Annotated in this window: 26 protein-coding genes; 9 read left to right on the top strand and 17 right to left on the bottom strand. The window is 65.6% G+C overall.

Annotated features, from left to right (window positions below):
• Positions 1-9: 9 nt before the first annotated feature.
• Positions 10-1,008 carry an inorganic phosphate transporter gene (locus EWH12_RS06315; RefSeq protein ID WP_129926042.1) on the top strand — a complete coding sequence of 333 codons (999 nt, stop codon included), beginning with the start codon at positions 10-12 and terminating at the stop codon, positions 1,006-1,008.
• 76 nt (positions 1,009-1,084) lie between these two features.
• Here the strand turns inward: EWH12_RS06315 and EWH12_RS22175 are convergent, their stop codons facing one another.
• A complete protein-coding gene (locus EWH12_RS22175; protein ID WP_165363573.1) occupies positions 1,085-1,261 on the bottom strand; it encodes a hypothetical protein in 177 nt (58 codons plus the stop codon).
• Between the two features lie 138 nt (positions 1,262-1,399).
• Here EWH12_RS22175 and EWH12_RS06310 point away from each other — a divergent pair, with 138 nt between their 5' ends.
• Positions 1,400-2,809: a helix-turn-helix domain-containing protein gene (locus EWH12_RS06310; RefSeq protein ID WP_129926041.1), complete on the top strand. Its 1,410-nt coding sequence runs from the start codon at positions 1,400-1,402 to the stop codon at positions 2,807-2,809.
• Here the strand turns inward: EWH12_RS06310 and EWH12_RS06305 are convergent.
• Complete coding sequence (locus EWH12_RS06305; protein WP_129926040.1) at positions 2,796-3,710, bottom strand: LysR family transcriptional regulator; 915 nt, start codon at positions 3,708-3,710, stop codon at positions 2,796-2,798. The two genes, EWH12_RS06310 and EWH12_RS06305, sit on opposite strands and share 14 nt — an antisense overlap.
• Before the next feature lie 223 nt (positions 3,711-3,933).
• Between EWH12_RS06305 and EWH12_RS06300 the strand changes: the two genes are divergently transcribed.
• Complete coding sequence (locus EWH12_RS06300) at positions 3,934-4,170, top strand: hypothetical protein (RefSeq protein ID WP_129926039.1); 237 nt, start codon at positions 3,934-3,936, stop codon at positions 4,168-4,170.
• 9 nt (positions 4,171-4,179) lie between these two features.
• Positions 4,180-5,064 carry a bestrophin family protein gene (locus tag EWH12_RS06295; RefSeq protein ID WP_129926038.1) on the top strand — a complete coding sequence of 295 codons (885 nt, stop codon included), beginning with the start codon at positions 4,180-4,182 and terminating at the stop codon, positions 5,062-5,064.
• Positions 5,065-5,073: 9 nt separating this feature from the next.
• Here EWH12_RS06295 and EWH12_RS06290 read toward each other — a convergent pair whose 3' ends face one another.
• From EWH12_RS06290 to EWH12_RS06280, 3 genes are all read right to left on the bottom strand, one after another.
• Positions 5,074-5,502, bottom strand: a complete 429-nt coding sequence (locus tag EWH12_RS06290; RefSeq protein ID WP_129926037.1) for a protein tyrosine phosphatase family protein — start codon at positions 5,500-5,502, stop codon at positions 5,074-5,076.
• Between the two features lie 61 nt (positions 5,503-5,563).
• Positions 5,564-7,336, bottom strand: a complete 1,773-nt coding sequence (recQ, locus tag EWH12_RS06285) for a DNA helicase RecQ (RefSeq protein WP_129926036.1) — start codon at positions 7,334-7,336, stop codon at positions 5,564-5,566.
• Positions 7,337-7,480: 144 nt separating this feature from the next.
• Entirely contained in the window at positions 7,481-7,801 is a 321-nt protein-coding gene (locus EWH12_RS06280) for a hypothetical protein (RefSeq protein WP_066606133.1), read from the bottom strand.
• A 37-nt stretch (positions 7,802-7,838) separates the two neighbouring features.
• Between EWH12_RS06280 and EWH12_RS06275 the strand changes: the two genes are divergently transcribed.
• The gene (locus EWH12_RS06275; RefSeq protein WP_129926035.1) at positions 7,839-8,963 is read left to right on the top strand and encodes a serine hydrolase domain-containing protein; all 1,125 of its coding nucleotides are present in this window, start codon (positions 7,839-7,841) and stop codon (positions 8,961-8,963) included.
• A gap of 69 nt (positions 8,964-9,032) precedes the next feature.
• Here EWH12_RS06275 and EWH12_RS06270 read toward each other — a convergent pair whose 3' ends face one another.
• The 7 genes from EWH12_RS06270 to EWH12_RS06240 all read right to left on the bottom strand — a co-directional run bounded on the left by EWH12_RS06270 (position 9,033) and on the right by EWH12_RS06240 (position 16,221).
• Positions 9,033-9,818, bottom strand: a complete 786-nt coding sequence (locus EWH12_RS06270) for a PhzF family phenazine biosynthesis protein (RefSeq protein WP_066607408.1) — start codon at positions 9,816-9,818, stop codon at positions 9,033-9,035.
• 61 nt (positions 9,819-9,879) lie between these two features.
• The gene (locus tag EWH12_RS06265) at positions 9,880-11,664 is read right to left on the bottom strand and encodes an SLC13 family permease (protein ID WP_066606136.1); all 1,785 of its coding nucleotides are present in this window, start codon (positions 11,662-11,664) and stop codon (positions 9,880-9,882) included.
• 319 nt (positions 11,665-11,983) lie between these two features.
• Positions 11,984-13,075, bottom strand: a complete 1,092-nt coding sequence (gene aroC, locus EWH12_RS06260; protein WP_066606138.1) for a chorismate synthase — start codon at positions 13,073-13,075, stop codon at positions 11,984-11,986.
• The gene (locus EWH12_RS06255) at positions 13,072-13,452 is read right to left on the bottom strand and encodes an endonuclease domain-containing protein (RefSeq protein ID WP_066606140.1); all 381 of its coding nucleotides are present in this window, start codon (positions 13,450-13,452) and stop codon (positions 13,072-13,074) included. Before EWH12_RS06255 ends, aroC begins: the two co-directional genes overlap by 4 nt.
• Before the next feature lie 70 nt (positions 13,453-13,522).
• Complete coding sequence (gene fabI / locus EWH12_RS06250) at positions 13,523-14,329, bottom strand: enoyl-ACP reductase FabI (RefSeq protein ID WP_066606147.1); 807 nt, start codon at positions 14,327-14,329, stop codon at positions 13,523-13,525.
• Positions 14,326-15,291, bottom strand: coding sequence for a YihY/virulence factor BrkB family protein (locus EWH12_RS06245; protein ID WP_066606150.1), 966 nt, complete (start codon positions 15,289-15,291; stop codon positions 14,326-14,328). Before EWH12_RS06245 ends, fabI begins: the two co-directional genes overlap by 4 nt.
• Positions 15,292-15,306: 15 nt before the next feature.
• On the bottom strand, positions 15,307-16,221 hold the full coding sequence (locus EWH12_RS06240; protein WP_066607414.1) for a DnaJ C-terminal domain-containing protein: 915 nt from the start codon (positions 16,219-16,221) through the stop codon (positions 15,307-15,309).
• 138 nt (positions 16,222-16,359) lie between these two features.
• Here EWH12_RS06240 and pdxH point away from each other — a divergent pair, with 138 nt between their 5' ends.
• A complete protein-coding gene (gene pdxH / locus EWH12_RS06235) occupies positions 16,360-16,935 on the top strand; it encodes a pyridoxamine 5'-phosphate oxidase (protein WP_066606153.1) in 576 nt (191 codons plus the stop codon).
• Positions 16,936-17,091: 156 nt separating this feature from the next.
• Positions 17,092-18,423, top strand: a complete 1,332-nt coding sequence (locus EWH12_RS06230; protein ID WP_066606159.1) for a dicarboxylate/amino acid:cation symporter — start codon at positions 17,092-17,094, stop codon at positions 18,421-18,423.
• Positions 18,424-18,468: 45 nt separating this feature from the next.
• On the opposite strand, the gene EWH12_RS06225 is transcribed toward EWH12_RS06230, so the two are convergent.
• Positions 18,469-19,353, bottom strand: coding sequence for a bestrophin family protein (locus EWH12_RS06225; RefSeq protein ID WP_066606162.1), 885 nt, complete (start codon positions 19,351-19,353; stop codon positions 18,469-18,471).
• Positions 19,354-19,554: 201 nt separating this feature from the next.
• Here EWH12_RS06225 and EWH12_RS06220 point away from each other — a divergent pair, with 201 nt between their 5' ends.
• Positions 19,555-20,808: a dicarboxylate/amino acid:cation symporter gene (locus tag EWH12_RS06220; protein WP_129926080.1), complete on the top strand. Its 1,254-nt coding sequence runs from the start codon at positions 19,555-19,557 to the stop codon at positions 20,806-20,808.
• Entirely contained in the window at positions 20,805-21,410 is a 606-nt protein-coding gene (locus EWH12_RS06215) for a Pr6Pr family membrane protein (RefSeq protein ID WP_129926034.1), read from the top strand. Before EWH12_RS06220 ends, EWH12_RS06215 begins: the two co-directional genes overlap by 4 nt.
• On the opposite strand, the gene EWH12_RS06210 is transcribed toward EWH12_RS06215, so the two are convergent.
• The 4 genes from EWH12_RS06210 to EWH12_RS06195 form a co-directional block, all read right to left on the bottom strand.
• Positions 21,394-21,963 carry an NADPH-dependent FMN reductase gene (locus EWH12_RS06210; RefSeq protein ID WP_066606170.1) on the bottom strand — a complete coding sequence of 190 codons (570 nt, stop codon included), beginning with the start codon at positions 21,961-21,963 and terminating at the stop codon, positions 21,394-21,396. The genes EWH12_RS06215 and EWH12_RS06210 overlap by 17 nt on opposite strands.
• Positions 21,964-22,115: 152 nt before the next feature.
• Complete coding sequence (locus tag EWH12_RS06205; RefSeq protein WP_066606172.1) at positions 22,116-22,298, bottom strand: hypothetical protein; 183 nt, start codon at positions 22,296-22,298, stop codon at positions 22,116-22,118.
• A gap of 5 nt (positions 22,299-22,303) precedes the next feature.
• Positions 22,304-23,593 carry an adenylosuccinate synthase gene (locus EWH12_RS06200; RefSeq protein ID WP_066606179.1) on the bottom strand — a complete coding sequence of 430 codons (1,290 nt, stop codon included), beginning with the start codon at positions 23,591-23,593 and terminating at the stop codon, positions 22,304-22,306.
• 135 nt (positions 23,594-23,728) lie between these two features.
• Complete coding sequence (locus EWH12_RS06195) at positions 23,729-24,862, bottom strand: ATP phosphoribosyltransferase regulatory subunit (protein ID WP_207212365.1); 1,134 nt, start codon at positions 24,860-24,862, stop codon at positions 23,729-23,731.
• Positions 24,863-24,868 lie beyond the last annotated feature (6 nt).

Below are 24,868 nucleotides of genomic sequence, written 5' to 3'. Positions count from 1 at the left end.
AACAGTTTCATGGACCCCATCGCCCTCCCCCTGCTGATCGCGCTGATCGGTGTCGCCCTGCTGTTCGATTTCCTGAACGGCCTGCACGACGCCGCTAACTCGATCGCGACCATCGTATCGACCCGCGTATTGAAGCCGCAATATGCGGTCGCCTGGGCCGCCTTCTTCAACTTCATCGCCTTCCTCTTCTTCGGGCTGCATGTGGCCGAAACGGTGGGCAAGGGGATCGTGGCCGCCAGCATCATCGACCCGCAGGTCATTTTCGGCGCGTTGATGGGGGCGATCGCCTGGAACCTCATCACCTGGGGGCTGGGCATCCCGTCCTCGTCCAGCCATGCGCTGATCGGCGGGCTGCTGGGCGCGGGCACCGCCAAGGCGGGGCTGGGCGCGGTGGTGTGGAGCGGGGTGTTCAAGACCAGCGCGGCGATCGTGATCTCGCCCGCAGTCGGGCTGTTCCTGGCGCTGATGCTGGTCCTGCTCATAAGCTGGATCTTCCGCAGGTTCACGCCGCAGGGCGCGGATAGCGTGTTCCGCAAGCTGCAACTCGTCTCCGCCTCGCTCTATTCGCTGGGACATGGCGGCAATGACGCGCAGAAGACGATGGGGATCATCGCCGTCCTGCTCTATTCGCAGGGGATGCTGACCGGCGGTTTCCATGTCCCGCTGTGGGTGGTGCTGAGCTGCCAGGCGGCGATGGGCCTGGGCACTTTGTTGGGCGGGTGGAAGATCGTCCACACCATGGGATCGAAGATCACGCGCCTGACCCCGGCCCAGGGTTTCTGCGCGGAAACCGGCGGCGCGATCACTTTGTTCATGGCAACCCATCTGGGCATCCCGGTGTCGACCACCCACACCATCACCGGCGCGATCGTTGGCGTGGGCGCGTCGCGGCGGTTGTCGGCGGTGCGGTGGAACGTGGCGTCGAGCATCATCGTCGCTTGGGTCGTCACCCTGCCCGCCAGCGCGGCGATCGGGGCGCTATTCTACTGGCTCACCCGGTTTTTTTGACGAGGCGTGTTCAGTAGACAGGCAAAAGGGCGCGGGAATGATCCCGCGCCCTTTGTCGTTTCGCCGGTGCGGCTGGTTACGCGACCCGGCCGAGGCGATGGTATAGATTGGCATATTTGACCGATTCCGGCTGATCCTGAACCTCGCGCAGATAATGGGCGATGGCGGTGCGGATGAGGCCGAAATCCTCCTGGCTGAAAACGGCGCGCGAACGGGTCGGCTCGCGGGTCTGTTCGATCGTGTCGGTGGTCATATCCTGGTCCTTCGCGCTGCGCCCGTTGGGCTGATGAACACCGAGTTAGACAGTTGAATCGCATTTTATAAGGCCGATGAGTGGCCGCAAGTCATAAACTGATTTGGTCATATTGTCATTTTATGACATCATGACCAAATGGCAGAGATGACCGACCGCAAACTCTATCTTGGCCCCAAGCTGCGCGTGCTCCGCCGCGAATTGGGGCTGAACCAGACGCAAATGGCGGAGGAACTGGGCGTATCCCCCAGTTACCTCAACCATCTGGAACGCAACCAGCGCCCGCTGACCGCGCAGATGCTGCTGCGTCTGGCCAATACCTATGACATCGATATTCGCGATTTCACGACCCAGGCGCAGGAGGGCGGCCCCGGCGAACTGAATGAAATCCTGTCCGACGCGCTGGTGCGCGACATTGGCATCGCCCGTGACGAGGTGCTGGAGGTCGCGGAAAATTATCCCGGCGTCAGCGAGGCGATCGCCCGCTTCTATCGCGCGCTGAGTGACCTGCGGCGGATGCCGGGCGAGGCGCTGGCCCGCGGCGACAGAGCGTCCACACCGCTGGTCGCGCCGGTCGACTGGCTGCGCGAGATGATCGCGCGGGCGGGCAATCATTTCGCCGAGATCGATGCGGGAGCGGAGGCGATCGCCGTAGCCCTGCCTGACGATCCCAATTTACTGCAGGCGGAATTGCGTGCGCGGTTAAAGGATCGGCACGGCATGGCGTGCCTGGTAGTGCGTGGCGATGTGTTGGACGGGACATTGCGCCATTATGACATGCACCGGCGGCGGGTGATGCTGAACGAGCGACTGCCCATGTCAGGCCGCCTGTTCGCCATCGCCTATCATCTGTGCGCGCAGGAACTGGCGGACGCGATCGCCGCCCAGATCGCCCGCGCCGTGCCGCCGGATGAGGACAGCCGCCGCCTGGCCAGCATGGCGCTCACCAACTATGCCGCCGCGGCGCTCATCATGCCCTATGACCGTTTCCGGCAGGCGGCCGAGCAGAGCCGGCACGACCTGCCCCTGTTGCGCGACAGGTTCGGGGTGTCGACCGAGCAACTGGCGCATCGCCTGACCAGCCTCAATCGCACCGGCGCGCGGGGCATCCCCTTCTTCATGGCGAAGGTCGACCGGGCCGGGATCGTGTCCAAGCGGTTCGATGGCGAGGCCTGGCCCTTCGCCCGCTACGGCGGCACTTGCCCGCGCTGGGACGCGCATGGCGTACAGGAGGCGGATCGGGTCGCACCGCAGTTGATCGAGACGCTGGACGGCAAGCGCTTCCTGACGCTGGCGATCGGACTGTCGCCGGGGGCGGCGCGCGGCCGGTCGGTCATCGCGCTGGGGTGCGAGGCCAAACATGCGGGCCGGATCGCCCATGCCGACGGAATCGACGTGGACCGGGGCGAAGCGACCGGGATCGGCCCGACCTGTCCTTTGTGCGAACGCCGCGCCTGCCCCGACCGCGCGCTGCCGCCGGTCACGCGCGCGCTCGACCTGCACAGCTATGAGCGCACCGTGGCGCCCTTCCCGTTCAGGCGGGTGTAGCCCTGTCGGCGGCCGAAACGGGCCAGCCTTTCTTGAGGTGGCGGGACAGAAAGTCGAGGCAGGAGCGGACCTTGGCCATCTCGCCCTGGCCCGGCACATAGAGCGCGACGATCGAGGCGGCGGGCAGCGCGACATCCGGCAGCAATTGCTGCAACCGGCCCGCATCCAGATCATCCGCCACTTCCCAGAGCGACTTGATGACGATGCCTGCGCCGTCCAGCGCCCAGGCGCGCGCCATGTCGCCATCATTGGTGCTGAGGGTCACCCGTGGCCCATGGCCGCTGCCGACGACGGAGCGCCATAGCTCCTGCTGCGCCTCGCCCACCACGATATTGTCATGGACCGACAGGTCGCCGATGGCGCCAGGGTGCCCGCGCCGTTTGAGATAGGCGGGCGCGGCGCACAGCAGCCGCGGATTGTCGGTCAGCCGCTTCATGGTAAGGGCGGAATCGGGCGGCGGATCGAAACAGATGGCGATGTCATGGCCGGTTTCCACGATGTTGGTCGCCTGCGCGGCGGTTTCCAGATGGATCGCGACATCGGGGTGCAAGGCCGCATAATGGCGGAACAGCGGTGCGAGACGCATCCGCGCCGCGCCGATCGTCGTCACCACCCGCAGCAGCCCGGTCGCCTCCGTCGCGCGGCGCATGACGTCGGTTTCCACATCGTCGATCGCATTTAGCGCCCGCCCCGCCCGGTCGTAGAGCAGCGAGCCTTCCTCCGTCAGCGACAGGTGGCGGCTGTTGCGGCGGATCAGCATCACCCCCAGCCGCGCCTCCAGTTGCGACAGGCGGCGACTGGTCGCCGCGAGCGAGAGGCCCAGGCGACGCGCCGCTTCGGACAGCGTGCCGGATTCGGCGATCTTCACGAAGGATTCGATTTCGGCAAAACGATCGGGCATCGCATCAAGCTAGGGAAGCGATGCTGCAACGCAATAGATCGCCTATTGCAGAACCGTATGCTTTCATTGCTCCGTCTCTGGAAACCCGCATTTTTGTAAGGCTTTCTTGCTGGATTTCAGGCCGTGCAACATTGGCTTGCGCCTGACGCAGACGGTTGACCGCAGCTTTTGCAGCGCATCATTTTACAGGCGTTTCCCGCAATTCATCACGGAGTATCCGCCCATGTCGATGCTGAGCCCGCGCTACCCGAAGGCCGATCCGCCAATGGCCTGGAACGATATCGAAGCGCTGCCCATCTATGCCGCCATGCTGCTGGGGTTGATCTGCCTCGGCTTCGCGCTGGTCGACACCACGCCGACCATCCATTCCGCGACGCTGAAAGTGGTGGGCATCGTCGGCAGCCTGGCGCTGCGCCATGCCTGGCTAAAACTGGACGATGAGCGCGGCGACGCCCTGTAGAGACACGTCATGATCGTTGGACGCTCCCCCCGCATCCGCCAGAGTTTCGAGAAAGCCTGGAGCGCGCTGATCGCGCTGTTCTTCTGGGATCTGGCGGTCACCATCTTCTATTATATCTCGCCCTTCCGCGCGCCTGCTCTGCCGCTGACCATATTCGGCACGGCGCTGGCGCTGGTGCTGGGGTTCCGCGTCAACAGCGCCTATCAGCGCTGGTGGGAAGGCCGCATCCTGTGGGGCGCGATGGTCAACGTATCGCGCAGCTTCGCGCGCGTGGTGCTGGCCAATCTGCCCGACACGGCCGAAGGGCGGGCGATGGCGACGGTGCTGGTGAAGCGCCATGTCGCCTATGTCCATGCCCTGCGCCGCCAGTTGCGGCGGGAAGATCCCGCGCCCGACATGCGGCGGGTACTGGGGGACGATCCGCTGCCCGAACTGGATCGCCGCAATCCGGCCAATGGCATGTTGGACGGGTCCGACCGCCAGGTGATGGATGCGGTGCGGCGCGGCTGGATCGACACCATCCAGCAGAGCCGGATCGAGGCCCTGCTGGTGGACATGTCCAACGCGCAGGGCGGAATGGAGCGGATCAAGAACACCCCGCTGCCCGCGCAATATCGCGCCTTTCCCAAATATTTCACCCGCCTTTTCTGCATATTGTTGCCGGTCGGGCTGGTGGAGACGCTGGGGATGGCGACGCCGATCGGGTCGGCGGCGGCGGGCTTCATGTTCCTGGCGGTGTTGCAGATCGGCGACGATCTGGTCGATCCCTTCGGCAACGACGTGCACGACCTGCCGCTCACCAGCATCACCACCACGATCGAGGCCGACCTCAATCAGGCGATCGGCCTGCCTGCCCCGCCGCCGCTGGAGCCGGTCGACGGCGTACTGTGGTGACGCGCGCGATTATTGCGGCGCCAGGGCGTCCATGATCTGGCGGACGGGAGCGATGTCATAGCCCGCCGCCGCGGCCTGCGCCGCCAGCACGTCGCCATTGTCGCCGGCGCGGGCGCGGGTCAGCGCCCAGAGCAGCGTGCTGCGGGTGCCGGAGCGGCAATAGGCGAGCAGCTTGCCGTCTCCCGCCTGTTCCAGCGCCTGCGCCATGCCGTCGAGCTGCCACGGAGCGAAACCGCCATGGGCGACCGGCACGGCGAGATAGGCGATGCCCGCAGCCTTTGCCGCGGCCTCGATCTCAGCGCCGTTAACCTGGCCCGGCTCTTCGTCGTCGGGGCGGTTGTTGATGATGAGGGTGACGCCCTGCGCCTTGGCTTCGCCGACCTGATCGACGCTGATCTGCGGGGATACGAGAATGCGGTCGGTCAGCTTGCGGAACATGATATGCGTCTCCTTTGGGTGAGCCATGCGCGCTCAACTTGTCGCTTTCAAGAAATTTGGTTCAGAGATAGGGTCGGATCGCGCTGAGGAAGGCGTCGCCCCAAGCGTCGAGCTTCTTCTGGCCGATGCCGCTGATGCGACTCATCGCGCGGATGCTGGACGGGCGCTGTTCGGCCATTTCGCGCAGGGTCGAATCGTGGAAGATGACATAGGGCGGCACGCCCGCCTCCTGCGCCAGTTCGCGGCGGCAGGCGCGCAGCGCGTCGAACAGCGGATCGCCGACCGGATTGGCCTCCGCCCCATTGCGGGCGTTGCGCTTGCCGCGTTCGCGCTTGGGCGGCATCAGGATGCGCACCTCTTCCTCGCCGCGCAGGATCGGCCGGGCGTTGGGGCCAAGCATCAGCCCGCCATGCTCGGTCGTCTCCAGCGCGTCGCGGACCAGCAACGCGCGCGATACCGGGCGCAGCAGCGCGGTGTCGTCGCCTGCCACGATGCCATGCACCGAAATCTTGTCATGGCCCCGTTCGCGCACCTTGTCGTTCGCCGCGCCGGTCAGCACCGCTTCGATATGGCCCGCGCCAAAGCTCTGCCCGGTGCGATAGACGGCGGAGAGATATTTGCGCGCGATTTCGGTCGCGTCGACACTGGCCGGGGGCGTCAGGCAATTGTCGCAATTGCCGCAAGTGGCGGACGGGCTTTCACCGAAATGGCGCAGCAATATCGCGCGCCTACAGGTGGCGGTTTCGACCAAAGCGCCGAGCGCCGCGATGCGCGCGCGCTCGCCCTGCTGGCGGCTTTGTTCCAGTTCAGCGATGCGCATCCGGGCGCGGGCGAAATCCTCCGCCCCCCAGAAAAGATGCGCGACCGCCGGTTCGCCATCGCGGCCCGCGCGGCCCGATTCCTGATAATAGCCCTCGATCGACTTGGGCAGGCCGGCATGAGCGACGAAGCGCACGTCGGGCTTGTCGATGCCCATGCCGAAGGCGACGGTGGCGACCATCACCATGTCCTCGCTGGCGATGAAGGCGGCCTGATTGCGTGCGCGCACCGCCGGATCGAGGCCGGCATGATAGGCGCGGACGGCGCGGCCGCCCTTCCCCAGCGTTTCGGCCAGTTTTTCGGTCGCGGCGCGGGTCTGGGCATAGACGATGCCGGGACCGGGATTGGCGGCGACAAGATCGGCGAGCTGGCGCGTCAGGCCGTCGCGTGGATGGACGGCGTAGCGGATATTGGGCCGATCGAAGCCGGAGATGATGAGGCCGTCGCGCGGGATGCCGAGCTGGACGAGGATGTCTTCGCGCGTGTGCGCATCGGCGGTGGCGGTGAGGGCGAGGCGCGGGACATCGGGAAATTCGTCGAGCAGCGGGCGCAACAGACGATAGTCGGGGCGGAAATCATGGCCCCATTCGGAAACGCAATGGGCTTCGTCGATGGCGAAGAGCGCGACCTTGGCGGCACGGAGCAGGTTGCGGAACGGTTCCTGGCTGGCGCGTTCAGGGGCGACATAGAGCAGGTCGAGATCGCCGCCCCGCAGCCGGTCCTGCGTTTCGCGCCAGTCGGTGTCGACGCTGGTCAGGCTGGCGGCGCGAAGGCCCACGGCATTGGCGGCGCGCAACTGGTCATGCATCAGCGCGATCAGCGGCGAGACGACGACGCAACAGCCGTCGAGCGCGGCGGACGGAAGCTGGTAGCAGAGCGACTTGCCCGCGCCGGTCGGCATGATGGCGAGCGTCGGCTGGCCCGTCATGACGCGGCCCACTACCGCTTCTTGCACCCCGCGAAAGGCGGTGAAACCGAATATGTCGTGGAGAAGCGTGGGAATGTCGGGCCGCATGGGAGGGCCTTAGCGGGTGAGGGGTGGCGGGGCTAGGGGTTTGGACGGCGAAGATGGGTGGTTTACGGCCATGCCCCTCCCGCCAGCGGGAGGGGAAACAAGGTCCGCTCCTAGCCGATTTCCAGACCCTCAAAAACCTCCCCCTCACCCCACCGGATCGAGCAGACAGCCCCAGCCCGGCTTGAACCGCGCGGTGCGGCTGGCAAGCAAAGGCACGCTGGCTTCCACGGCGCGGCTGTCGGGCACATCGGTCAGGCGCACCAGTTCCATGCCCGGTTCCTTATCGTCCTCGCAACTGCCCATGGCGCGGCCTTCGACATAGCGGCAGGAACAGCCGATCCGCGCGCCATAGGCCGCGCCCAGGCGCGCGCGCGCGCTGAGCGTCGTCCATTGCCACGCGACGAGCGCGAGCAGCGCCAGAACGAGCAAGCCGCCCGATAACCACCATTTCCGACGAACCACCATGGCCCTTTTCGATTCCGTTGCGTAAGGGCGGCGGCTTATGCCGATCGATAGCCGAATCGTAAAGCGCCTTGGACTGGCGCTGGGCGCCGCGGGCGTCGTGGTCGCCGGGACGCTGGTCGTCCGCGCGGCCCCCGCCCCCGCGCCCGTCTATGCCGTGGCCCGCGACGCCGTCGTGGGCGCAGACGCGCTGCGCGCCGCGATCGACCCGTTGTTCGAGGATGAGGCGATGGGCGAAACGCGCGCGCTGCTGGTGATGCGCGACGGCCAGGTGATCGCGGAGCGCTACGCCGCCGGTTTTAGCCCCGACACCAAATTATTATCCTGGTCGATCGCCAAGAGCGTGACCGCGGTGCTGGTGGGGCTGATGGTGTCGGACGGGCGGCTGGCGCTCGATTCGCCGGTGCCGGTCGCGGCCTGGAGCCAGCCGGGCGATCCCCGCGGCAAGATCACCCTGCGCCAGTTGCTGCAAATGCGGTCGGGGCTGGACCATGTCGAGGATGGCGAGCCGATCACCAGCGGCGACACGGTGCGGATGCTGTTCACCCAGGGCGCGCAGGACATGCGCGCCTATGCCGAATCCAAGCCGATCGCCCATGCGCCGGGCGCGGTCTTTTCCTATTCGACCGGCAGCAGCGTCATTCTGTCGGACCTGATGACGCGGATGCTGACCAGCAGCGCCGATCCCGATATCCGGCGGCGGGCCATGCAGACGTTCATCGACGGGCGGCTGAAGGCGCCGGGCAAGCTGCCCAGCCTGACCCCCGAATATGATGCGGCGGGCACGATGATCGGCGGCAGCATCCTGCACATGACCGCGCGCGACTATGGCCGCTTTGGCGAATTGCTGCGCAACCACGGCCGATCGCCCAATGGGCATCAGATTTTACCGGAAAAATGGGTCGACTTCATGCGCACGCCATCGCCGCGCAATCCGGCCTATGGCGCGCATCTGTGGCTCAACCGGGACAGTAGCGAAAGCGCGCTGATGCCGGGCAGCGCGCCTGACAGCCTGTTCGGCTGCGTCGGCCATAATGGGCAATATATATTGATCTCCCCGTCGCAGCGGCTGACGGTGGTGCGGATCGGCATGTCGCCGGACAAAGACCAGCGCGCGGCGGTGCGCGGCGCCCTGGCGCAGTTGATGGGGCTGTTTCCGGGGTAGGAAGATGGTCCTAGCCCTATATCCGTTCGGGCTGAGCCTGTCGAAGCCCCGCCCCTGCTTTCATTTAGATTAGAGGAAAAACCGGCCCTCGATCACGGTGCGGCATCGGCCGGTCAGGATGACGCGATCGTTCGCCAGAGCGCAGCCCAGCCGCCCGCCCCGCGCCGACGCCTGATAGGCGCTGAGCTGCGCCTTCCCCAGCCGCGCCGCCCAGAAAGGGACGAGCAGGCTATGCGCCGATCCGGTGACGGGGTCTTCATCAACGCCGCCGCCCGGCACGAACACGCGACTGACGATATCGCTATCCTCGCCCGGCGCCGTCGCGATCAGCATGACGTCGCCATGGCGCTTGAGCGCGGCGAAATCCGGCGTCAGCGCGCGCACTACGGCGGCATCGGGGAAGAGGAAAAGGCTATAGCCGCCCTCGCGCCAATGCGCTTCGATGGGTTTGCCGCCAAGGCCTGCCGCCAGGTCCGGCAGCGCCTTGGCCGCCATGTCCCAGGCGGGGAGCGACAGCGTATAGCCATCGCCGTCGCGCGTCACGGTCAGGATGCCGGAATGGCGGGTGCGGAAACGGATCATGGCGTCGGCCATCAGCACATGGCCGCTCGCCAGCGTGGCGTGGCCGCACAGCTTCACTTCCACCGTGGGGGTGAACCAGCGCAGTGCGTAATCCGCCTCCGGATCATCCGGCGTCGGCACGGTGAAGGCGGTTTCGGAGAGGTTGTTCTCCGCCGCAATGGCCTGAAGCACAGCGTCGTCAAGCCAGGCGTCGAGCGGCATCACCGCGGCGGGATTGCCGGTGAAGGGCGCGTCGGCAAAGGCGTCGACCTGGGTGAAGGCTAGGCTGGTCATGGGCTGGTCCTTGTCATTTCCACCGTCATGGCGCGACGGAATGGTCAATAACAGGGCCAGTTCAGCCCAGAAGGACCAATGCGCTGCATACCGCCAGCCCGACGACGATGTTGATCGGCACGCCGATCCGCACGAAGTCGGCGAAGCGATAGTCGCCCGCGGCATAGACCAGCGCGTTGGTCTGATAGCCGATCGGCGTCGCGAAACAGGCCGAAGCGCCGATCATCAGCGCGATCACGAGCGGGCGCGCGTCCACGCCCAATTGATGCGCCAGCGCAATGGTGATCGGCGTCAGCAGCGCCGCCACCGCATTGTTGCTGAGCAGTTCGGACAGGATAAGCGACGCGAAATAGACGATGAAGATGAGGGTCCAGGCCGGCGCGACCTGCATCAGCGGCGTGATCCAGCCAACCATCAACGCGACGCTGCCCGCCTGCTCCAGCGCCAGCCCCACGGCCAGCATTGCGAAGATCAGGATCAGCGTGTCGCCGTCGATCGCGCCCCAGGCTTCCTCCGGGTCGATGCAGCGGGTGACCAAGATCAGGCCCACGGCGATCACCGCGGCCATGCCGATGCCGACCACATCGAAGGCGGACAGCAGCACCGCGCCCGCCATCGCGGCGATCGCGATCCACGCCTTGCGCGGGCGGAAGGCGCGGGTGCGGCTGATATCGACGCCGATCAGGTGCGGATTGTCCTTGAGCGAGCGCATCGCGTCGTCGCCGCCGGCCACCAGCAACCGGTCAGCGCCGCGAACCCGCGTTTCGGCCAAGTCCGGCCCCGGCAGGTGGCGCGCGCGATGGATGCCGATGATCCGCACGCGCAGCGCATGGAGGAAGGGGATGTCGCCCAGCCGCTCGCCGATCGACGGGTGACTGGGCGCGACCATCGCCTCGACCACGGTTCCGTCCTGCGCGCTGGTCCGCGAATCGGCGGCGACGCCCAGTTCGAACCGGCCCGATTCGCGCAACGTCATGATCGCCGCGCCATCCGCCCGCACGATCAGATGATCGCCGGACCGCAATTCCTCCGTCTCCAGCCCCTGCCGCCTGATGTCGCCGCTCCGCTTGAGGCCGAGCAATTGCACCGATCGCCCGAACAGGCCCAGCGCGCCGATCTCGCGCCCGATATCGTCGCTATCCTGCGGCACGACCAGTTCGGTCAGATAATCCTGGACCGCCGTGCCGCCATCCTCCCCCGCGATCGACGGGGGATCGCTGGGCAGCAGGAAGGACAGGCAGAGCAGCGCCACGATGCCCGCCGCCGCGCCCGCCGCGCCATACAGCGTAATGTCGAAAATCCCGAACCGGTCCATGCCCTGTTCGGCGGCGATGCCAGCGACGACCAGATTGGTGGAGGTGCCGACCAGGGTCAGACAGCCGCCCAGCACCGCGACGACGTTCATCGGGATCAACAATTTCTTGACCGGATAGCCGGTCGCCTGCGCCAGTTTGAACATGATCGGGATCAGCAGCACGACCACGGGCGTATTGTTGAGGAAGCCTGACAGCAGCAGCGCGCCCAGCCCGACTTCGGCCAGAGCGATGCGCGGATGGCGCTCCGCACGGGTCATGATGAGGTCGGCGACACGACCGATGACGCCGGTGCGGACCAGCGCACCCGACAGGACGAACATGGCCCCCACCGTCAGCGGCGCGCTGTTGGAAAAGACGGAAAACATCGCCTTTTCGTCCAGCATCCCGAATATGCCATAGGCGCAGGCGCCGACCACGGCGATAACCGTCGGCGAATAGCGTTCGCGCACGAAAGCGACGAACATGCAGGCGAGGATCAGCAGGCCGATTTCCGCGCGATAGACGCCCAGCAGCGCGTGGATGAAATGCATAAAACCCCCGTCGGATCGCGTGGTCGCGTATCCTTGCACGGGTGAAACGAAATGGGCCAGCCATGGTTGCATGGCTGGCCCGTGTCGCGGCGTTCAGGGGACGTTTTGACCGTCAATCCGCCTTTTTAATCTCAGCGTTTTTCGCGAAAAACGCTTTGACGCGCAATGACGCTCCCCAGGCTTACGCTCTGCCGCTCGCCCTCCCGCGGGCGATGAGTGTCACCTTATCGTAATGGAGGCGAGTCGTCTCGCATCGAATCGACATTGGGCGCGGGATCGGCGCGGTTCGGCGCATCGATAACGCCGAACGGTCCTAGGGTTATTCCGGTCGCTCGCCACATTGCGCGCGGTGCAGCAACTTCTGGTCGGCCAGCACCAGCGCCATCATCGCTTCGACCACCGGCACGCCGCGAATGCCGACGCAGGGGTCATGGCGGCCCTTGGTGATGATGTCGGCGGCAGCGCCTTCGCGCGTTACCGTTTCGACCGGGATCAGGATCGAACTGGTAGGCTTGAAGGCGACACGGACCTTGACCGGCTGGCCGGTGGCGATGCCGCCCGCGATGCCGCCCGCGTGGTTGGCGAGGAACACTGGCCCCTCACTGCCCCCATTCAAAGCCGGTCGCATCGGGTCCGCATTCTGCTCACCGCGCAGGCGGGCGGCGGCGAAACCGTCGCCGATCTCGACGCCCTTGACCGCATTGATGCTCATCATCGCGCTCGCCAATTCGCCGTCGAGCTTGGCGTAGAGCGGCGCGCCCCAGCCGGCCGGCACGCCGGACGCGATACATTCGACCACCGCGCCGAGCGAGGAGCCGTCCAGCCGCGCGTCATCGACCAGCTTTTCCCAGCGCTTGGCCGCTTCCGCATCAGGGCAGAAGAAGGGATTCTGGCCGATCTGCGCGGGATCGAAGTTCGCATAGTCGATCCCGTCGCCGCCGATTTCGCTGACATAGGCGAAGATATCGACTTCAGGGATCACCGCCCGCGCGACCGCGCCCGCTGCGACCCGGCTGGCCGTCTCGCGCGCCGAGGAGCGCCCGCCGCCGCGATAGTCGCGAAAACCATATTTGGCATCATAGGCATAGTCGGCATGGCCGGGGCGATAGGCCTTGGCGACGTCCGAATAATCCTTCGACCGCTGATCGGTATTCTCGATCATCAGGCTGATCGGCGTGCCGGTGGTCCGCCCTTCGAACACGCCAGACAGGATACGCACCTCATCCGCTTCGCGACGCTGGGTGGTGAATTTGGACGTGCCGGGCTTGCGCAGGTCAAGCCATGGCTGGATGTCGCTTTCGCTGAGCGGCAAACCCGGCGGGCACCCGTCCACGACCGCGCCGATGGCAGGACCATGGCTCTCGCCCCAGGTGGTGAAGCGGAACACGCGCCCGAAACTGTTGAAACTCATATTCTCCTCTCCCCTTGGGGGACAGGAAGAGGCCCGCTCGGCGCAGCCGAGTGGGAAGGTGAGGGGTCAAGGCGCACCGTCATCGATATTGTCTCCAAAACCCCTTCGATATTGCGCATGATATCCGCATTAGCGAAACGGATGGTCCGAAATCCCTCGCGCTGCAATATCCGGAATCGCTGCTGATCGGCTGCTTCCCTAGCGGCATGGTCATCGCCGTCAACTTCGATGACTAGCCGAAGATCGGCGGCATAGAAATCGGCGATGAAGCCTGCCAGCCAGACCTGTCGGCGAAACTTGATGCCGTCCAACTGTCGGTTGCGCAGCTTCGCCCCCTGCTTCAGGGATTCGGGTGTTTCAGGATCGGGCCGCTTCATATCCCCCTCACCCGCCCATCGCTTCGCGATGGGCCCCTCCCTCTCCCCCCAAGGGGAGAGGGGTTTGACCTTACTTATCCAGCGCGATGTCCGGCGCGTCTTCGGCCTTCATCCCGATGACGTTATAGCCCGCATCGACATGGTGGATTTCGCCGGTCACGCCCGACGCCAGATCGGACAACAGATACAGGCCCGCGCCGCCGACATCCTCGATCGTGACGTTGCGGCGCAGCGGCGAGTTCAACTCGTTCCATTTCAGGATATAGCGGAAATCGCCGATGCCGCTGGCCGCCAGCGTCTTGATCGGGCCGGCGGAAATGGCGTTGACGCGGATATTTTCCGGGCCGAGGTCCATCGCCAGATATTTGACGCTGGTTTCCAGCGCCGCCTTCGCCACGCCCATGACGTTATAATGGGGGATGACCTTTTCCGCGCCATAATAGCTCAGCGTCAAGATACTGCCGCCATTAGGCATCAAAGCGCGCGCGCGCTTCGTGACTGCCACAAAACTGTAAGCAGACACGTTCATGGTCAGCAGGAAATTCTCCAGGCTGGTGTCGACATAGAGGCCGCGCAGCTCGTTCTTGTCGGAAAAGCCGATCGCGTGGACCACGAAATCGATCGTGCCCCAGCGCGCTTCCAGCTCGGCGAACGCCGCATCCAGCTTGTCCATGTCGGTGACGTCGCAGTCGATCAGGAAATCGGAGCCGACCTGCTCCGCGAGCGGCCGCACCCGCTTGGCCAGCGCATCGCCCTGGTAGGAAAAGGCCAGTTCCGCGCCATGCGCGTGCAATTGCTGCGCAATGCCCCAGGCGAGCGACTTGTCGTTCGCCAGCCCCATGATGAGCCCGCGCTTTCCTGCCATCAAGCCGTTCATATCGTCGTTCCGTTCCCTTGGTCCTTCGCCGCCGCGTCCAGTTCCTCTTCGGGAAATTCCGCCAGCGCCGCATTTAATTCCGCGCCAATTACCACGCCAAGCCCGACGAGAAAGAAAAAAATGAGGGTGATCATGACACCCGCCAGACTGCCATAGGTCCGGCCATAGCCGCCCAGCAGCGACAGGGTGGGCGGCAACAGCAGCACCGTCCCATACCACCAGAGCGACGTCGCCACCGCGCCGGGCCATTTGGGGAAACGGCGCGGCTTGTAAGCGGTAGGCGTCAAGGCCGCGAACAGCGACCATAAGGCAAGGCAGGTTATCGCCATCGGCACCAGCTTCGCCGACGCGACCAGGCCGATGGCGTCGTCCGCCCAGGGCAGGATATTGTGGAGGAACTGGTCGAGGCCGGTGATCGCCACCTGCAACGAAAAAGCGAACATCAGCGCGAAGACGCTGACCAGCGTGATGCCGATCGCGCCCAGCCGATAGCGCCAGAAAGGCTTGGTGCTCTTGGTGCCATAGGCGCGGCGGAGAATGTCGCGGATCGTTTCTATGAGGCTGCCCACGGTCCACAGCCCGACCAGGCCGCCCAACCACAGCAGAGGACCGCTGCGCGCGGTCAGCACGTCGCTGATCGGCTGGCGCACCACATCGGCGACGCCGCGCGGCACGGTATAGAGAAAGGCGTTGACCGCCTGCACGCCGTCCTGCGTGCGGCCAAAGATGCTGGCCACAGCCGCCGCGACGATGAAAAAGGGAAACAGCGTCATCAGCGACAGATAGGCCAGATTGCCGGCATGGATGAAGCCGTCGCTATAGGTGCCGACCGCCACCCGCTTCATCACCTCGAACAGATGGGAGCCAGGCCGCACCCGGTCCATTTGCCGATGAAAATGCGCCCGCGCTTCATGCGTCACCTGGCGGCGGGATTCGGGCGACAGGGGCGATGGCATCGGCATATATGGACTAACGCATCATACGCCCATATGGGCGCGCACCGGCCGTTCGTCCTGCCAGCTTTCCACCAGCGCCTGGATCGCCGGGTCGTCGGCCGGCACGTCGATCTGGAGCGTGACCAACTGGTCGCCGCGCTGGCCGCTTTTGCCGGTAAAGCCCTTGCCGCGCAGCCGCAGCGTCTTGCCCGACGTCGCGCCAGCCGCCACGCCCAGCATCACCGGGCCGTCCACCGTCGGCGCCTTGACCTTCCCGCCCTTCACCGCCTCATCGAGCGTGATGGGCAGGTCCAGCAGCACATTGTCGCCGTCGCGGATGAAGAAGGGGTGCGGCTTCACCTCGATCGTGACGATCGCATCGCCCGCCCCGCCCGGCCCGGCCTGCCCCTTGCCCGACAGGCGCATCTGCGTCCCGCTTTCCACCCCAGCGGGCAGCTTCAGGTCGATGGTCTTGCCATCCTGCAAAGTGATCCGCTGCGGCGCGAGGGTCGCCGCGTCGGTGAACTGGACCGCCAGCCGATAGGCGACATTGGCGCCCTTTGGCGGTGGCGCCTGCCGCCCGAAACCGCCGCCACCGCCCGCACGACGCCCGGCGCCGCCGAACAGCCCTTCGAAAATATCGCCGAAATCCGCGCCGCCCTGATCGAAGCCGCCGCCCGGCTGGCCGCGAAAACCGCCGCCGCCCCCGCCGCCATAGCCAAAGGGCGCGGCCGGATTGCCGTCGCCGTCAATCTCCCCCCGGTCGAAACGGGCGCGCTTATCCTTGTCGGACAGCAGGTCATAGGCGTTGGTCACGGCGGAAAATTTGTCCGCCGCCCTGGGGTTATCCTTGTTCTTGTCGGGGTGCAGTTCCTTGGCGAGCTTGCGATAGGCGGATTTAATCTCCGCATCGGTCGCGCTGCGCGTCACACCCAAAAGGGAATAGGGATCGGCCATCATTCTACCTGTTGCACAAAAGCATCACTTCCCGACTATGTGGACGATGCCGCGCCCACATTCAAGCCGGGGATGGCGCAAGGGGCGACCGGACTTCCCCTTATCGACACTTTTGCTCCCCTCCCGTAAGAATGCGCCATGACCGATCCCTTCGCCCTGTTCGACGAGTGGTACGCGCAGGCGCGCGACACCGAAATCAACGATAGCAACGCCATGGCGCTGGCCACAGCCGATGCGCGCGGGCGGCCGTCCGTGCGCATGGTGCTGCTCAAGGGCCATGGTCCCGACGGCTTCGTCTTCTACACCAATTTCGAAGGACGCAAGGCGGGCGATCTGCTGGAAAATCCCCACGCCGCGCTGCTCTTCCACTGGAAATCGCTGCGCCGCCAGATTCGTGTCGAAGGGGCGGTAGGCCCTGTAGACGACGCCACCGCCGACGTCTATTTCGCGACCCGCAGCCGCGACAGCCAACTGGGCGCCTGGGCATCAGACCAGTCCCGCCCCCTGCCCGACCGGCAGACCTTCATGGACCGGTTCGAGGCGGCCAGCGCCCGGTTCGAGGGCGGCCCGGTGCCGCGCCCGCCGCATTGGTCGGGCTTCCGCCTCACCCCCGAACGGATCGAATATTGGCAGGATCGCGAACACCGGCTGCACGAACGCCGCCTGTTCGAACGGGTCGGCGATAGTTGGATCGAAGGACTGCTCTACCCCTGACCCGTATATCCAAGGGCGTGGAAAGGCGCGACTGCTTCGTCTTCCCTGATGCGACTGGACGCGCCGCGATTGCGGGTGGCCCATGCGCCTGTTAGGTGTCGGCCTGACAGACGTACAATAGGCGGGGGCTGCGCACGGGCAGCCTAAAGGGATTTGATGCGAAACAGACTGACAGTCTTCATCCTCATCGGCATGGTCCTGGGGGTGATCACGGGCTTCGTGGCCAATCTTTGGGTCGGCGGCGACGAAACGCTGGCAAAGGATGTGGCGGGCTATTTCCACCTTCTGGCTGACATATTCCTGCACCTGATCAAGATGATCATCGCGCCTCTGGTCTTTTCCACGCTGGTCGCGGGCATCGCCCATATGGGCGACAGCGCGGCGCTGGGGCGGATCGGCGGGCGGGCGCTCGCCTGGTTCATCATCGCCAGCCTGATTTCGCTGACGCTGGGCCTGATCTTCGTCAACTTCTTCGCACCGGGCGAGGGCCTCAACCTGGTCCGCTCCGGCGCGGATGCGGGCGTCAATACCGAAGCGCTCAACTTCCGCGACTTCATCCTCCATGTCTTCCCGACCTCCATGATCGGGGCGATGGCGGACAACCAGATCCTGCAGATCGTCGTCTTCTCGCTGTTCGTGGGCGTGGCGCTCACCGCCATCGGCGACAAGGGCAAGCCGATCGTCACCATGATCGAGGCGATGGTCGAACTGATGCTGCAAGTGACCGGCTATGTCATGCGCGTAGCCCCGTTCGCGGTGTTCGGCGCGCTGGCCTCGTCCGTCACGGTGCAGGGGCTGGGCGTGCTCAAAACCTATGGCGAACTGGTCGGCGAATTCTACATCGCGCTGTTCTGCTTGTGGCTGCTGCTGTTCGGCGCCGGATCGATTTTCCTCGGCAAGCGGATGTTCAAGCTGATCCGCTATGTCCGCGAACCGATCCTGATCGCCTTCTCCACCGCCTCGTCCGAAGCCGCCTATCCCAAGATGCTGGAGCAGCTCGACCGCTTCGGCATCCCGCGCCGTATCTACAGCTTCGTGCTGCCCCTGGGCTACAGCTTCAACCTCGACGGGTCGATGATGTATTCGACCTTCGCGACGATCTTCATCGCCCAGGCCTATGGCATCGACCTGCCGATCGCGACGCAGATCACCATCCTGCTCGTGCTGATGGTCACCAGCAAGGGCATCGCCGCGGTTCCGCGCGCCAGCCTCGTGGTGGTCGCCGCGACGCTGGGCCAGTTCGACCTGCCGGTCGAAGGCATCGCCTTCATCCTGGCGGTCGATCACTTCATGGACATGGGCCGCACCGCAACCAACGTGCTGGGCAACGCCATCGCCACGTCGGTCATCACCAAATGGGAAGGGATGCTGGAGGTCGAGGAGCCGATCGACGTGCCCCATCCCAAGGCGCCGGCGCATGGCGCCGCTCATGGCCGCGCGGGACTGGAACTCGCGTCCGACATGGTGGACGACCGGCACAAGGAGTAATCAAGGATAGCATGTGCTCCCGCGCAGGCGGGAACCGATCCTCCTTCACCATAGCACCCCGCGCACCGGCTTAGCCGGCTCTGGCGCGGGGTCGCCGATCGACTGGAGCAGGTCGATCTCGATTGTTCGGCACATCGCCGTCAAAGGCACGTCATGCACGGTATCGCCAAAGGGATCGGTCAGGTCATCGCCGATCCGCAGGACCGCGACGAACATCAGCCCCGCCACCGTGGAGCCGAGCGGCGTGGCCAAGCCCAGCGTTTCAACCAGGCCGATCGGCAGGAACAGACAGAAAAGATGCGTGAAGATGGTCGGTAGATAACGATACTGCACCGGCAGCGGCGTGTTTTTCAGGCGTTCCATTCCACCCTGCGCATTGGCGATGTCGATCAGCACCGCCTCCATCTGCGTTTGCTGGATCGTGTCGATCCACCCTTCGCGCCGGGCGATGTCGATCCGTCGCCCGGTGCTGTCGAGCAGGCCGTTGGCCGGGTTCGCGCGAGCCAGCGCCTTGCCCTTATCCTCTTCTCGCAGGAAGGTCGTGACGTCCGTGCCGATCGGCTGGCGGCGCAACTGGCAACGCAGCGCATTCACATAGGCGATCTGGCGCATCACGATCTCGCGCTTCAGGTCGCGCGCCTCCGGATCGGGCAGGAAATTGCGCGTGGCGCGCGCCAGGCTGCGCGACGCATTGATCATCGCGCCCCACAGAACCCGCCCTTCCCACCAGCGTTGATAGGCGCTGTTGGACCGGAAGCCCAGAAACAGCGCCAGCGCCGTACCAAAAATGGTGAGCGGCAGCGACGGCGCCTTGAAAGGCAGAACATAATAAGTGAGTGTCACGGCGCAATCCCATATGAACAGCGCGGTCAGCGGCTTCCAGACTTCGGACGCCATCCGGCGCATGCTGGGGACAGGATCGATGATCATGCAGGTCTCCGAAAATAATCGACTGCGGTAACGCCAGCGTCGCGGTAATGCTCCCTTGATGCCATAGCGAAACGAAATATCCCGGCCGACGCAACTCGTACCCCCGCGGCTCGTTGAACCGAGAAGCGAACGGAGAAGCCTGTGACCAGCGACGCGCCCGACAGCAGCGGCCAGACGGCGGCGCTCTCGCTTCAGTGGCAGATGCTGGCCGGCTTCCTGATCGGCCTGATCCTGGGCCTGGGCGTCTATATGACGGTGCCCGACGCGCGCTGGGTCGATGCCATCACCACCTATGTCACCGGGCCGATCGGGCAGGTTTTCCTACGACTGCTGTTCATGCTGGTCATCCCGCTGCTGGTGTCGGCGCTGATCGTGGGCATTGCCGAAATGGGCGAGATGCGATCGCTGCGGCGGATCGGCCTGCGCACGCTAATCTATACGCTGATCGTATCGGGCGTCGCCGTCGTCATCAGCCTGCTGCTGGTCAATCTGCTGCGGCCGGGCGGCGGAGTGGATCCCGCCCAGGCGCAGGCGATGCTGGCCGATGCGGGCGCGGGGGCCAAAGCGATTCTCGTCCGCAGCGGCGACACGCCGACGGGGATGCAGGCGCTGATCGCGATCATCCCCGACAACATTATCGGCGCGATGGCCGATAACGACATATTGGCGGTGATGGTCTTTGCGCTCTTCTTCGGCATTGGCCTCGTGCTGGTGCAGACCGAACAGTCGAAGATGTTGCTCAATGCGATGGAGGGGCTGTTCGACGTGACGATGCGGCTGATCGGCATCGTCATCCGCCTCGCCCCGATCGCCATCGCCTGCTTCATGTTCAATCTGGCTGCGCAGTTCGGCTGGGACTTGCTGATCCGCCTGTCCGCCTATGTCGGCGTCGTGCTGCTGGCATTGGCGATCCAGATGTTCGTCGTTTATCCGCTACTCATCGCCCTGCTTGCGCGCCGTTCCCCCCTCGCCTTCTTCGCGGCGGTGCAGGAGGCCAGCGTCATGGCCTTCGCCACCGCCTCCTCCAACGCCACCCTGCCCACCGCGATCCGCGTGGCGGAGGACAATCTGCGCCTGCCGCGCCGCATCGCCCGCTTCGTCCTCACCATCGGCGCGACCGCCAACCAGAATGGCACGGCGATGTTCGAAGGCATCACCGTCCTCTTCCTCGCCCAGTTTTTCGGCGTCGACCTCAGCCTGACGCAGCAGTTGATGGTGATGCTGGTGTGCATATTGGGCGGGGTCGGCACCGCGGGGGTGCCCGCGGGATCGTTGCCGGTGGTCGCGATGATCCTGGGCATGGTCGGCGTGCCGCCCGAAGGAATCGGGCTGGTGCTGGGGGTCGACCGTTTCCTCGACATGTGCCGCACCAGCCTGAACGTGACGGGCGACCTGGTGGCCGCAACCGTGATAGCAGCAGGCGAAGAGGATGGACGGGAGCGCATAGCGGCATGAGCAGGATCGGGGAAAGAGCGGGCGCCGGGATCGTGGCGCTGGTCGCGATCGCGGGCCTCGCGGTCCAGTTCGACGCCACCCTGGCGCAGACCGGGTCGGTTGGCGAAACGCTCTGGACGCTGATCCGCTTCTTCACCGTGCTGGCCAATATCCTGGTTGCAGGGACGCTGGCGGCGGTCGCGATCAGCGTGCGGGTTTCACCCCGGCTGGTCGGCGGGATGCTGCTGGCGATCCTGCTTGTCGGCATTGTCTATGGCCTGCTGCTGCGCGGCCTGCTGTCCCTGAGCGGTGGCGCGCTGTTGGCCGATACGCTGCTGCACAAGGTCACGCCCCTGATCACGCCGCTCTGGTGGATCGCCTTTGCGCGCAAGGGACGGCTTGGCTGGCGCGATCCCTGGGTCTGGGCAATTTTTCCCGCGCTCTATCTGCCCTACGCCCTGCTGCGCGGCATGATGGAGGGAAGCTATGCCTATCCCTTCATCAATGTCGCGAAGCTGGGCATCGGCCAGGTGGCGCTCAACGCCACGCTGATGGCGGCAGGCTTCGTCGCCGCGGGCTATGCGCTGGTGTGGATCGACCGGCGATTTAGCGCGCGGCCTTAGCCGCCTCCGCCCACCAGATGAGGTTGTTGGCGAACCCGGCAAAGCCGCGCTCCAGCGCCGCGCCACCCTCGCCCTGCGACTGGGCCTGTTCGTCCAGCGCCTGGCCAATCTGGCCGACGCTCAGCCGCTCCGGCACCACGGCCATGCCCATCGCCGCCAGCGTCACCGTCCAGTCGGCGTGGCTGTTGACCCCCGCGAAACGCCCCATCGAATAGCTGGCGATGGCGGCAGGACGGCGGTCGAACTCTTTGAGATAATGATCGACCAGATTTTTGAGGCCCGGCTGCATCCCGCGATTATATTCGCCCGCGACGAACACGAAGGCATCGGCGGCGGACAGACGATCCGACAGTTGCGCCATCGCGGCGGGCGCTTCCCCGGCGGGATAATCGCTGTAGCGCAGGTCCAGCATGGGCAGGTCGACCGCCTTGGCATCGACCAGTTCGGCTTTGTGGCCCAGCCCTTCAAACCCGCGAACCAGATAGTCGGCGAGCCGGATACCGAGCCGGCCACGGCGATAGGAGCCATAAAGGACGAGAATGTCGAGCGCCATGCGAAGCCTTCCCTGTTGGTAAGGCGTGGTCTTCGCATGGCTGTGTGGCGGGGTCCAGACAGTCAATGCTCCGGCGCAGGCCGGAGCCCAGTTCCGCCCTATCGCACGGAATCGACGGCAGGACCGCCCCCCTGCGCGGGAGCACCATGTATCTACCGCAGCTTGGCGATATTCACACTGTCTTCCTTGGCGCGCGCCTTGACCGATTCTTCGGTGCGGGTCAGCGCCTTGGCGATGGCTTTCAGGCCCATGCCCTTCTTCGCCAACATGTGCAGTTTCTGGATCTCGTCCTGGGTCCAGGCCTGCTTGTGACGCTCGAAGCGTTGTTCGGCCATCGCTCTTAATCCGCGAAGGGATCGCGCACGAGGATGGTGTCCTCGCGCTCAGGACTGGTCGAAACGAGCGTGACCGGGCAACCGATCAGTTCCTCGATCCGGCGGATATATTTGACCGCCTGCGCCGGGAGTTCGGCCCAACTGCGCGCGCCGGCGGTGGTGTCGTGCCAACCCTCGATCGTTTCATAGATCGGCTGCGCCTTCGCCTGGTCCTGCGCATGGGCGGGCAGATAGTCGAACCTCTGGTCGCCGATCTGATAGCCGACGCAGATCTTCAGTTCATCGAAGCCGTCCAGCACGTCCAGCTTGGTGAGCGCGACGCCGGTGACGCCCGACACCGCGATCGACTGGCGCACCAGCACCGCGTCGAACCAGCCGCAGCGGCGCTTACGGCCGGTGACGGTGCCGAATTCATGGCCGCGTTCGCCCAGCCGCTGGCCGGTTTCATCCTCCAATTCGGTCGGGAACGGGCCGGAACCCACGCGGGTGGTATAGGCCTTGACGATGCCCAGCACGAAGCCCGCCGCATTGGGGCCAAGCCCAGTGCCGCTCGCCGCCGTGCCCGCAACCGTATTGGACGAAGTGACGAACGGATAGGTGCCATGGTCGATGTCGAGCAAGGTGCCCTGCGCGCCTTCAAACAGGATGCGCTTGCCCGCCGCCTTCGCCTTGTTGAGCGTCAGCCAGACCGGCTTGACGAAGGGCAGGATGAAGGCCGCGATCTCTGTCAGTTCCGCCATCAGCGCGGCGCGGTCGATCGGCGCTTCGCCGAAACCGGCGCGCAGCGCGTCATGATGGGCGGTCAGCCGGTCGATCTGGAGGTCCAGGTCGTCCAGATGCGCCAGATCGCAGACGCGGATGGCGCGGCGGCCGACCTTGTCCTCATAAGCCGGGCCGATGCCGCGGCGGGTGGTGCCGATCTTGCCCGCGCCCGATGCGTCTTCGCGCAGGCCATCAAGGTCGCGGTGGAAGGGCAGGATCAGCGGGCAGGTTTCCGCGATCTGGAGATTGTCGGGCGTGATGGTGACGCCCTGCCCCTTCAGCTTCGCCACTTCATCGCGGAAATGCCAGGGGTCCAGCACCACGCCATTGCCGATGACCGACAGCGTGCCGCGCACGATGCCCGACGGCAGCAACGAGAGCTTATAGACCTTCTCGCCCACGACCAGCGTATGGCCGGCATTATGGCCGCCCTGGAAACGGGCGACGACGTCGGCGCGCTCCGACAGCCAGTCGACGATCTTGCCCTTGCCTTCGTCGCCCCACTGAGCGCCGATCACGGTTACATTTGCCACAGATACAGTCCTCCGCCCGCCGCGCGGACCGGCCATGCCCTTCGACGGGACTCGGCATGCCGGTGGGATCAAGCAGGCGCGTATGACGCCCTGTTTCGGGGCGCGCGTTAGCCGCGCTACCCCGGTCAAGTCAAGTCAATAGGCGCACGGCTCCGCGCCATCCAGCCAGTGCGAACAGCGCTGGGCCGCGCCATCTTCGTCGCCGGACAGCGCCGCGACGGTTTGCCAGCCCTCGGCGCGCAGCGCGTTCGCGCGGCCTGCGTCATGGCCCAGCGGCAGGAACAGGCGCCGGGGCGCTTCCCCGCCGAAACCCGCGTCGATCAGCGGGTCGGGATAGAGGGAGAAGCCCATAGCCGGTTCATCCGCGCCATCCGCTCGCGCGATGGCGTAGCTGCCGCCGCGACCGATCTCGCCAATGAAACCCTCGGCGAAGATGGAGAAGCCGAACCAGTTCTGAAATTCGAAACCGTGCCGTTCGGTCGGATCGAGTGTCAGGGTGATGTCCCAGCCGATCGGCTTGGCGATGGCGCGCAGACCCGCGATGCGGCTGTCGATCGCCCCGCCCAGTTGCGCGCTAAACGCTTCGAGCCGGTCCATCGCGGCATGGAAAGGGCCGGTCGCTTCGATCAGCGGCAGATAGGCGGCGGCAGCCGGGCTGATGGCGACCAATGCGCCCGCATCCTTGGCGTCCAGCCCGGCGCGGACCGCCTCTATCTCCTGCGCGCCGAGCGGCAGCGGGCCGGCGGCCAGCGCGTCGATCAGGTCGGGCAAGGTGAAGTCGATGGTGATGCCGGTCACGCCCGCGGCGGTCAGCGCCTCGATCGCGATATTCACGATCTCCACCGCGGCGGCCGTGCCGTCGCTGCCGATCAATTCAGCGCCGAGCTGCAATTTCTCGCGTTCGGGGCGCAACTGGCTGGCCTTCTGGCGGATGATCGGACCGGCATAGGAGAGGCGCAGCGGACGCGGCGCGGCGGCCATCCGCGTAGCGGCGATGCGGCCGACCTGCGCGGTCATGTCCGGGCGAAAGGCCAGGCTGCGCTGCGACACGGGATCGACCACGCGGACCAGGTCCTGCGCACGCATCGATTTGAGACGCTGGGTCAGCGTATCCTCAAACTCCGCAAGCGGCGGCATGACCCGTTCATAGCCATGGGTCGCCACCGTATCGAGCACACGGCGCGCCAGGCGCGCGGAGGCTTCGGCCTGGGGCGGCAGGCGATCGGATAGGCCTTCGGGCAAGAGGCTGGGCGGAATCACGGCAGGCACCTTTAC

The organism is Sphingobium cupriresistens (assembly GCF_004152865.1).
Lineage (GTDB): Bacteria > Pseudomonadota > Alphaproteobacteria > Sphingomonadales > Sphingomonadaceae > Sphingobium > Sphingobium cupriresistens.
Note: the sequence above shows the minus strand (reverse complement) of the source record. Positions and strands in the feature narration are given on the sequence as shown.